12 protein-coding genes are annotated in these 9,313 nt (G+C 68.5%); 7 read left to right on the top strand and 5 right to left on the bottom strand.

All coding sequences use genetic code 11. The features are described from left to right. The first annotated feature begins 747 nt into the window (after positions 1-747). Positions 748-1,338, top strand: a complete 591-nt coding sequence (locus ABZV00_RS37335; RefSeq protein WP_355615231.1) for an NAD(P)H-dependent oxidoreductase — start codon at positions 748-750, stop codon at positions 1,336-1,338. A 497-nt stretch (positions 1,339-1,835) separates the two neighbouring features. On the opposite strand, the gene ABZV00_RS37340 is transcribed toward ABZV00_RS37335, so the two are convergent. Further along, positions 1,836-1,949 (bottom strand): hypothetical protein, encoded by a 114-nt coding sequence (locus tag ABZV00_RS37340; RefSeq protein WP_355615263.1) that lies wholly within the window; start codon positions 1,947-1,949, stop codon positions 1,836-1,838. Positions 1,950-1,972: 23 nt separating this feature from the next. Here ABZV00_RS37340 and ABZV00_RS37345 point away from each other — a divergent pair, with 23 nt between their 5' ends. The 4 genes from ABZV00_RS37345 (at position 1,973) to ABZV00_RS37360 (ending at position 4,626) form a co-directional block, all read left to right on the top strand. After that, positions 1,973-2,584 carry a hypothetical protein gene (locus tag ABZV00_RS37345; protein ID WP_355615234.1) on the top strand — a complete coding sequence of 204 codons (612 nt, stop codon included), beginning with the start codon at positions 1,973-1,975 and terminating at the stop codon, positions 2,582-2,584. Between the two features lie 141 nt (positions 2,585-2,725). Continuing rightward, positions 2,726-3,457: a DUF1963 domain-containing protein gene (locus ABZV00_RS37350; RefSeq protein WP_355615237.1), complete on the top strand. Its 732-nt coding sequence runs from the start codon at positions 2,726-2,728 to the stop codon at positions 3,455-3,457. 125 nt (positions 3,458-3,582) lie between these two features. Continuing rightward, positions 3,583-3,759 carry a transposase gene (locus ABZV00_RS37355; RefSeq protein WP_355615240.1) on the top strand — a complete coding sequence of 59 codons (177 nt, stop codon included), beginning with the start codon at positions 3,583-3,585 and terminating at the stop codon, positions 3,757-3,759. A 306-nt stretch (positions 3,760-4,065) separates the two neighbouring features. Next, complete coding sequence (locus ABZV00_RS37360; protein WP_355615243.1) at positions 4,066-4,626, top strand: integrase core domain-containing protein; 561 nt, start codon at positions 4,066-4,068, stop codon at positions 4,624-4,626. 338 nt (positions 4,627-4,964) lie between these two features. Here ABZV00_RS37360 and ABZV00_RS37365 read toward each other — a convergent pair whose 3' ends face one another. Further along, positions 4,965-5,903, bottom strand: coding sequence for an AraC family transcriptional regulator (locus ABZV00_RS37365; RefSeq protein ID WP_355615246.1), 939 nt, complete (start codon positions 5,901-5,903; stop codon positions 4,965-4,967). A 72-nt stretch (positions 5,904-5,975) separates the two neighbouring features. Here ABZV00_RS37365 and ABZV00_RS37370 point away from each other — a divergent pair, with 72 nt between their 5' ends. Both ABZV00_RS37370 and ABZV00_RS37375 read left to right on the top strand, forming a co-directional pair. Continuing rightward, positions 5,976-6,815 carry an NAD(P)H-binding protein gene (locus ABZV00_RS37370; RefSeq protein ID WP_355615249.1) on the top strand — a complete coding sequence of 280 codons (840 nt, stop codon included), beginning with the start codon at positions 5,976-5,978 and terminating at the stop codon, positions 6,813-6,815. A gap of 24 nt (positions 6,816-6,839) precedes the next feature. Continuing rightward, the gene (locus tag ABZV00_RS37375; RefSeq protein WP_355615252.1) at positions 6,840-7,322 is read left to right on the top strand and encodes an anthrone oxygenase family protein; all 483 of its coding nucleotides are present in this window, start codon (positions 6,840-6,842) and stop codon (positions 7,320-7,322) included. Between the two features lie 210 nt (positions 7,323-7,532). Here ABZV00_RS37375 and ABZV00_RS37380 read toward each other — a convergent pair whose 3' ends face one another. The 3 genes from ABZV00_RS37380 to ABZV00_RS37390 form a co-directional block, all read right to left on the bottom strand. Then, a complete protein-coding gene (locus ABZV00_RS37380) occupies positions 7,533-7,901 on the bottom strand; it encodes a hypothetical protein (protein WP_355615255.1) in 369 nt (122 codons plus the stop codon). An 88-nt stretch (positions 7,902-7,989) separates the two neighbouring features. Beyond that, the gene (locus ABZV00_RS37385) at positions 7,990-8,874 is read right to left on the bottom strand and encodes an MHYT domain-containing protein (protein ID WP_355615257.1); all 885 of its coding nucleotides are present in this window, start codon (positions 8,872-8,874) and stop codon (positions 7,990-7,992) included. Positions 8,875-9,031: 157 nt separating this feature from the next. Then, positions 9,032-9,163, bottom strand: coding sequence for a hypothetical protein (locus ABZV00_RS37390; RefSeq protein WP_355615260.1), 132 nt, complete (start codon positions 9,161-9,163; stop codon positions 9,032-9,034). Positions 9,164-9,313 lie beyond the last annotated feature (150 nt).

Here is a 9,313-nt window from a genome sequence, read left to right on the forward strand (position 1 = left end):
GTGGGCAGCCGCGATGAGAGCGACCCCACCGGTCACCTCGACCAAGCCTGGCCGGGCTGCGGTCGTACCACCAGCTAACAGGTAGCCGCGATCCGATCGCTACGGGGCGTGGCAGCCCATCGCCGGCGATTCGGCCATCCCGCGATGCGCGCCCGTGTCGCGGACCGTGAAGGCTTCCGCGGCGCACTTTGAGGATCATGTCGGGCATCAGGTGGGACGTGAGCGTCAAGCATGTCCCGTGACGGGACAGGCCGCCGCAGAACGAGAGACAGTTGACGGGTGGTGTGCGGGGCCGGCAGCCGGCCGAGCCGCGCGGCCAGCATCCCGCACGGCGTAGGGAAGCGCACGCCGGCCGCGTCGGCGAGCTGGCGGCGGCCGCAGGGTTGCGGTTAGGGCGCCTCCGGCGGGGGCGCTCCGGCTCCAGGATGGCCGGGGCTCCGCAGGTGGGTCGCGGTCCGTGGGTGGTTGCGGTAGGCCATCCCGCTTGCCATCGACCCGGCCAAGCCGAGCAGACCACCGCCCGACCCGCCAGCGTCCGTACGGGCGTCAAGGTCCGCTTGACGTGGCGGGCCGGGCGGCGGCCCGCTCCCCAGGAGGGCGGGTCGAGGGCAGACGGGACGGCAGGTTCCCTCCGGGCTGCTGCTGCTGCCGGCGGCGATCGGATCGCCTTGTGTCCGTTAGAAGCCATGCAGATGGGGTAACCGCCAACGGCTCCCGAGCGTGTCGGGATAGAAGGAAAGGGCGACAATGACCAGAATCGGCATCATCATCGGCAGCACCCGTCCCGGTCGTAACGGGGAGGCGGTGGCCCGCTGGGTGCACGACATCGCCACCAAGCGTGGCGACGCCGAGTACGAACTCGTCGACCTCAAGGACTTCAACCTGCCACACCTCGACGAGATGACACCCCCGTCGATGGGCCAGTACACCCAGCCACACACCCTGCGATGGGCCGAAAAGATCGCCTCCTTCGACGGGTACGTCTTCGTGACACCGGAGTACAACCACTCCACATCCGGGGCGCTGAAGAACGCGATCGACTTCATCTACGCCGAGTGGAACAACAAGGCCGCCGGGTTCGTCAGCTACGGCAGCGTCGGCGGCACCCGTGCAGTGGAGCACCTGCGCCTGGTGGTGGCCGAGTTGCAGATGGCGGACGTACGGGCACAGGTGGCACTCTCGCTCTTCACCGACTTCGAGAACTTCAGCGTCTTCAAGCCCGGCCCTCATCAGGTGGATGCGGTGAACACGATGCTCGACCAGTTGGCGGCCTGGAGCGGTGCGTTGGCAACCCTGCGGGCTGGCACGACGATGGCGACGGCCCAGTCCGGTACGTAGCCGAGCGTGGCGCTGCCGACGGCCGGATCCTCGGTCGTGGCGGCCCTGCGGCGGTCCGTGCCGTCGCCGAACCGGTGAGCTGAACCGGATGCCACAACCCCGCACGATTGGCTGTGCGAAAGCAGCCAGAAGGCAGCAAGACCGTCGCCATGGACGAGTCGACCTGTACGCCGCTGCTGGCGTGGATGAACACCTCCCGAGGGTCGAGCTGGCACTGTGGCGGGCGGACGCACTGGTGCTGTTCGACTGGCTCCAAGACGTCGTGACCTGGACGTGGTGCCGGTCAGCCACCGGCGCAGAAGCAAGCGTTGATGGATGTCTCTTGATGCGCTTGGAGGAGACGGACGTGGTTCAGGCCAATGAGGATGAGATCGAGGTGGCAAGGGCGGACGTCAGCCGCGACATGGCGCCCGCTCGGAGTGGTAGGTCAGAAGCCAGCGAAGCATGTTTCGTTGAGCTCCGTGCGTGCCACCAACCGGTCGGTAAGTCCGACCGGGTCAGCGGGCCAGGTCGGCGATGAGGTTGACGGAACCCGCCACGATCACCACGCCGAATAGGTACGACAGGACGGCATGGGACAGCACACTGCCCCGGATCCGCGGATCGCAGATGGCCGTGTCCGATACTTGGTAAGTTGCTGCACAACGTGCTCGCGGTGCTGCGCGACGACGTTACCTCCCGGCGCGCCTCGGTCCATCCGCAGTACAGCCACTCCGAGCAGGTGGGGCAGCGGCGGGTCGCCGACGTTCTCGCGGAGCTCGACGTGCAGGAGCTCTGCCTCAACGACGGCGCTGTCCTCGATCTGGCGGAGCTTGCGCCACTCCACTATCTGCGCAGTGTCTCGATCAACCGTGCGACAGCGGTCACGGCGGCCCTCCCGTCCGGCGTGCCGGTCGAGTGGCTGTCGATCGACGCCGCCGAGATCAACCTTCCGCCGCTGGGCGGGCATCCGACCCTGTGGGGGCTGAAGCTCGCCTCCCGCTCCCCGATTGCGATCGTGGCGCTGGCCGGCCTGCCGGCCCTCGCCCACCTCGACCTGTCCGGGGCCGACGTCAGCGACCTGCACCGGGTCGCGGATTTGCCCGGCCTCCGGGTACTGGAACTCAACCTGGCCCAGCGGCGGGAGCTGCGTGAGCGCGGTCCACTGCCAGCCGGGCTGGCGGCCGCGGCGCTAAACGGGTTCGCTCGGCTGGAGGAGGCCGACCAGTGGGCCGACTGGCTGCGAGGAGCCGCCGGGCAGCGATGAGCGGGCAGGGTCGCGACGCCGTGTATCGATTCGGCGGCCTGCGGTGGTCTCCGTTACCGCTGGTCGGCCGTTGGCAGCCCAGCGGGTGAGGCACATCCGACCATGTCGAGAACAGTGCGGTGGCGCCACTTGGCTCAAGCTATGGAAGACTCGGCCGCGATGGATCTTTCCCCTGATGTCCAAGCCATCATCAGGCGCCGGCTGGTGCCGGAGATTGCGGACAGCTTCCTTGCCCTGGCGCGGCCATCGGTCGGATTTACCGTACGGACCGAAGCGTCAGCGAGCGGCAGCATGATCGGCGGCGCGCCAAGGACCGGACCGTTCGCGTGGCCTGTCTACCGGGAAGCGCCGATGCTGTTGCTGGCGCACGTGGACTGCGCGCGGATGGCCCCGATCCTAGGCGCGGAGTGGCCGTTCCCACGCCGGGGGTACCTGCTGTTCTTCCACGACGACGAGTTCTCCGCGACCTACGACTACGAGCACGGCGACGACGGTTGCCAGGTGCTGCACCTGCCTGCCGGGTCCGGAGCAGAAGCGGTCGCCACCATCCCCGCCCTGACACTGGACGCCGCGCTGATGCCGTCTCTACCCAACCTGCGGGATGACGTCGACAAGGCGCTGGGCCTCCACATCGTCGAGCTGATCGATCTGTTGGAGGAGCTTCGGCCGTTGTTGCCTGCACCCCGGCATCGTCTGCTCGGGTACTGCGACACCGATACGTCCCACCCGCCGGGGCACCGGCCCCTTCTGCAGGTGGAGGCGGAACGGGGTACGGCGTGGGGCGAGATCGTAAACGTCTCCTTCTGGATTCCAGACGCCGACCTGCGCGCTGGCCGGCTGGACCGTGTACGCCGCTGCTACGACGTGGCCTGAACAGTCGCCCATCGGTCGGCGGCAGCCTCGACGGCTGGCTCGCAGCTGGCGTTTGTCCGGTCCTACCCATGATCACGTGCGCTGATCTGCCACTGACCGGGCGCAGCGCGACTCTACGAGGCGCGGTGCGCCGAACGCTCGCGCAGACAAGCGTGTGCGCGACCTGGCACCGGTGGATGGCGCAGTACGGCGGGATGAAAGCCGATGACGCCATGCGGCTCAAGGACCTGGAGCGGGAGTACGCCCGGCTGAAGAAGGTCGTCGCCGATCAGCTGTGGACATCGACATGCTCACGGAGCTGAACCGGGGAAACTGGTGAGTCCGGAGCGCCGCCGCTACGCCGTGACGGTGCTGCAGCAGCGCTTCGGAGTGTCCCAGCGACGTGCGTGCCGGGTGGTCGGGCAGCACCGCTCTGCGCAACGCAGGCCCGCCCCAGCCCTTCGTGATGCCGATGAGGTGCTGCGTGCCAGGCTGCGGCAGGTCTCCGCCGAGTATCCGCGGTGGGGACGGCGCAAAGCCCACGGGATCGCCGCCCGGGAGCACCTGGTGGTCAACCGGAAACGCACCCGCCGGCTGTGGCTCGACGAGGGCCTGAACGCCCGCCGAGGGTGCGCAAGAAGCGGCGGGCCGGACCGGGCCGTCATCAGCGGACGCGCGCGACGCGTCCGGGTCAGATGTGGGCCCTGGACTTTCAGGTCGACGTCACTGCGAACGGCCGGCAGGTGCGGTTCCTCAACGTCGTCGACGAGTACACCCGTCAAGCCCTGGCCACCCGCGCGGCCCGCTTCTTCACCGCGGACGCCACGGTCGCTGTCGTCGACGAACTGATCGCCCGGCTCGGCGGGCGGCCGGAGCACATCCGGATGGACAACGGCCCCGAGCTGACCGCCCACGCCCTGACCGGCTGGTGCCGCCACAGCGGCGTCGACCCCGCCTACATCGACCCCGCATCCCCATGGCAGAACGGGATCTGCGAATCTTTCAACGGCCGTTTCCGCGACGAGTTCCTCACCTGCGAGCATTTCGACACTCTGCTGGAAGTCCAGGTACTGGCCGAAGACTGGCGCGTCGAGTACAACACCTACAGACCCCACGGCTCGCTGGACTGGCTCACCCCCGAAGCCTTCCACGACCAGTGGATCACCAACCGGCAACCAACGCTCTCATAGCCGGTGGACCACCAACCGGGGCCCGGTCAACACCAAACCGCAGTGGCAGCCGATGAGAGAGTCAACCCGCCGGTCACCTCGACCAAGCCTGGCCGGCCTGCGGTCGGAGCACCAGTAGATAAGTAGCCGATGAGCGGACGCTTCGCCCGCCGTCGGTTAGTCGCCCACGAAGATTAATTGTCGGTGCGGGGCGTTCAGGCCACCTCAAGGAGGCAGGCGAGAGGCAAGACCTTGTTTGCGGCGTTCAGCAGTTCGGGTTCACTGGTGCTCGCCGCAAGCGCCCTGATGTAGTTCGAGGCCGTGTCGTTGGGCATCGCCGCCTCGATGCCGATGGCCCGCTACGTTCGGGCGGCCAGGCGGTGTTCCCGGGGGCTGACGCCGCGGATGCGTTTGAAGGCGGTGCTCAGGGCGAAGGAGCTGCCGTAGCCGACCTGCCGGGCGACCGCGCCGACGGTGGCGTCCGGCTCGCGGAGCAGGTCGGCGGCCAGGGCCAGCCGCCACTCGGTGAGGTATGACATGGGCGGTTCGCCGACCAGCGCGGTGAACCGGCGGGCCAGCGCCGCCCGGGAGACCCCGGTCTTGGCGGCCAGTGACGCCACGGTCCAGGGCTGGGCCGGGTTGTTGTGGAGCATCTGCAGGGCCCGGCCGACGACGGGATCGCTGTGCGCCCTGTACCAGGCGGGGGCTTTGGCCGCGGGTCGGGCGAACCACTCGCGTAGCGCGGCGATGAGCAGCAGGTCGAGCAGCCGGTCGAGGACCGCTTCCTGACCGGGGTCGTCCTTAACGATCTCGGTGGCCAGCAGCGGGACCAGTGGGGAGTCCCAGGAGTCGCCCGGGACGAGCAGCAGTGGCGGCAGTGCGCTCAGGAGCCGCTGGCTGACCTCGCCCTGCATGGTGTAGGTGCCGGTGAGCAGCATTGTCGGGCCGTCCGGGCTGTTGCCCCAGGTGCGTACGCCCAGCCCCATCATCTCGGGCATCTCCTGCCCGTCTGGGGTGGTGCAGAGCTGTCCCGGATGAATGATGACCTGCGGCGGCGTGGCTGGCTCGTCGGCGACGGTGTACGGGCCGGGGCCGCGAATGATCGCCACATCCCCAGGACTGATCCGGACAGCCGAACTCTCCTCGGGAACGACCCAGGCATCGCCCCGGACCATGGCCACCAGGGTGAGCGGCGCCTGGTCCTCGATCCGCATCGACCAGGGCGGGGTCAGGACCGAGCGAAGCAGGAAAGCTCCTTGGGCTCGGGGTCCGTCGAGAAGACCGGCAACTGCGTCCACGTAGACGATTAAACACAAAGCTGCGCGCTATGGCTATGTAAAGTCTCACGCCGCTGCACTTCAATGATCGATATGACGAACGAACGAGAGCAGCAGACGATCCTGGTCCTCGGCGGAACCGGCAAGACCGGCCGCCGCATCGTGGAGCGGTTGCAGGGGAGCGGAGTGCCCGTTCGGGTCGGTTCCCGCTCCGCAGGGCAGCCGTTCGACTGGGCGGACCGGGCGACCTGGGCGCCGGTGCTGCAGGGCGTCGGCACGGTGTACGTGTCCTACTACCCGGACCTGGCCGTGCCGGGCGCACCCGAGACGGTCGGCGCGTTCACCGAGCTAGCGGTGGCGTCGGGCGTCTCCCGGCTGGTACTGCTGTCCGGTCGCGGTGAGGACGAGGCCCAGGCGAGCGAGAAGCTCATCCAGTCGGCCGGGGTCGAGTGGACGATCCTGCGGTCCAGTTGGTTCAGCCAGAACTTCAGCGAGGACTATCTGCTGGAGCCGGTGCTGGGCGGCGAGGTCGTCCTCCCGGTCGGGAACGTGCCCGAGCCATTTGTGGACGCCGACGACATCGCCGAGGTGGCCGTGGCGGCGCTGACGGAGGACGGGCACGCGGGGCAGGTCTACGAGCTGACCGGACCCCGGCTGCTCACCTTCGCCCAGGCGATCGCCGAGATCTCCACAGCGACGGGCCGGCGGATCGAATTCGTCCAGGTATCCTCTGCGGACTACGCGGACGCGCTCACCGCCGACGGGGTTCCGCAGGGGGTCGTCGAGCTGCTGATGTACCTGTTCACGACCGTGCTGGACGGGCGCAACGCCCATCTGGGCGACGGGGTTCAGCGCGCCCTGGGCCGGCAGCCCCGGGACTTCGCCGACTACGCCACCGACACCGCCGCCACCGGCATCTGGGACAAGGAATAGGACACCATGAGACTCGCACAGAACGTGTCGCTGGTCGCCGCCATCATCACCACCGGGCTCATGGCAGGGCTGTTCGCCGCCTTCGCCTACGCGGTCATGCCCGCACTCAAAGGGGCCGACGACCGGACGTTCGTGGACACGATGCAGCGGATCAACGTGACCATCGTCAACGGCTGGTTCATGCTGAGCTTCCTGGGCGCACTGGTGTTCGCCGCACTGTCGGCTCTCCTGGCTTGGCGTGGAGAAGGCCGCCCGGCGCTGCCGTGGATCATCGGCGGGTTCGCCCTGTACCTGACGATGTTCATCATCACCACCGCCGTCAACGTCCCGCTCAACGACAAGCTCGCGGCGGCCGGCAATCCCGGCCACATCGCCGATCTCGCAGCCGTACGCGAGCACTTCGAATCCAGCTGGGTCACCTGGAACATCGTCCGCGCGCTGGCCAGCACGGCCGCGTTCGGCTGCCTCACCTGGGCTCTGATTGTCTATGGTCGTACCACCGATTGAGTCAGCAGGCGAGACGGTGAGGTCTGCTCACCTCGTTCTGCGCCGGCCTGTACGGCCGCCACGACGCCCTCACCGTCCTGGCCGGCTCCGACCTACGCCGCGTGCAGATCGGCCCTACCTCGTCAGCAAAGACACCTAAGTGCCGGGCAATGCCTGAGTCCAGCCCGCGGCCGGTTGGCCGGGAGGTAGAGCCTTGCGGCCGGATGATCATCAGCACTCTCTTGCCGCGATCAGGGCGTCGGTCGTGGCCGCGCAACGACCGGATCTGGCACCTCTCTGTGTCATCCATGAAGGAGCGGGGCCGGTCAAGGCTGGGATTTTGACCGGCTGACGTTGATTTTTCCGGTTCCGGCATTGGGTTTCGGGCAGGCGTGTGTGCGGTGCCGGGGTCAACGGCTGGGCCGTGGGCCCACCCCGCAGGGGCTTGGCCTTGACGCTGGCGCCGTGCGCGCCGTGCTCGTGATGCCGGAAGGCGTTGTGGGTGGTCGCGTCACTAGTTCCGACGTCCTCGCCGAACGCCCCGATGTTGGAGATCACGTAGACGAATCCGGCGCGGATGTTCGCGGCCCGATAGTCCACGGCCTCGGCCGCCGCCTCGTCGATGCGCTGGCTGCCCGGCAGGACGCCAGCTAGAGCCGCCCACCTCACGGACGACCGACGCGATCCGTCAGAGGGGAGCACGGTCCGGGCGGGACGGGAACGGCGTGCCCGGCCGCCCCAGGGTCGGCCGGGCGCGGAGCCCTACCGGGTCCGCAGTCACTTCGCCCGATCGGTCGGCGGGCTCGGCGGTGAGCCGGCCGTTCAGGTACGCCGCTGCGGCCCGGTCCTCGTCCGTGGGGGCCGCAAGCAGCGCGTAGACCAGGCCGACCACCACGAAGATCACCGCCAGGATGATCGGCACCAGCAGGGTGCTCACGTCCGCACCGGTGACCTCGCCCCCGCCCGGATGCAGGTGCGCAGAGAGGGCACTCATCCCGGTGAAATGCATGCCGTTGACCGCAACGCCCATCACCAGCGCGGAGCCGAAAATCGCCAGGCCTCGGCGGACGGTCACCGCCAGCCAGAGCGCCACCGCGGCGGCGACCACCGCGATGACAATCGAGAGCACCACCCGGGTCCGGTCGTAGCTGAGCCGTCCGTCGAGCCGCATCGCCGCCATGCCGGTGTAGTGCATCGCCGCGACCCCGGCGCCGGTGAAGAGGCCGCCGCCGACGATGCGCAGTACGGACACCCGCCCGGTGCCGGCAATGGCCAGTCCGATGCCGACCGCCACCACGGCGAAGACCGCGCTGGCCGCGGTGATCGGCAGGTCGTACCGGATCCGGGTACCCTCGACGGCGAAGCCGAGCATCGCCATGAAGTGCATGGTCCAGATGGCGGTGCCGCCGATCGCCAAGGCGGCCAACCCGCCCCACCAGACCCGCTGGCCTGCGCTGCTCGCGATGCGGATGCGGGTGGCACAGATCAGGCCCAGGAACGAGCCGAGCACCGATAGCGCGTAGCTCAACGCGGGCGTGATCCACCCGTACTCAAAGTGATTGATCTCCGCCACGGCGGTTTCCCCCGAAGAATGGCCCGTGCGTAACGATGTGCCACGGCCATGATCCGGGGGCGTCTCACGAGGCGCAACGGCACCTTCGGGCATTCAGTGCCGTCGTGGTGACTGTCCAATGCGTCTATTCACCGTCGCCACCTGCCCGAATGATGAATCAGGCGGCCGCGTGGTCGGCCAGCACCCTCCGGTTGAACGCGGCGATCGCCTGCCGGCCGGTGGACCACAGGTCAGTCGACGGCCCGCCGGAGTCGGCGAGCTGGCCGAGCAGGTCGACCACCCTGTTCAAACCTGATGCCAGTCGAGGCCGCCGTCGCCCCTCACCTGAACGAACATGTCACCGACCTCGGGCTGGGTCACCTGCAGTTCGAGGCCCTGATCACCACCGCCCGGCTGTCGACAAACCCGAACGACTTCGCCCTGGTCGCGCTTCTGGGCC

Source organism: Micromonospora sp. NPDC005173 (assembly GCF_040608515.1).
Lineage (GTDB): Bacteria > Actinomycetota > Actinomycetes > Mycobacteriales > Micromonosporaceae > Micromonospora.

Excerpts from the sequence above, each read along its gene's own strand:
- ABZV00_RS37370 (WP_355615249.1), top strand. The coding sequence starts at position 5,976 with ATGACGAACGAACGAGAGCAGCAGACGATCCTGGTCCTCGGCGGAACC.
- ABZV00_RS37350 (WP_355615237.1), top strand. The coding sequence starts at position 2,726 with ATGGAAGACTCGGCCGCGATGGATCTTTCCCCTGATGTCCAAGCCATC.
- ABZV00_RS37335 (WP_355615231.1), top strand. The coding sequence starts at position 748 with ATGACCAGAATCGGCATCATCATCGGCAGCACCCGTCCCGGTCGTAAC.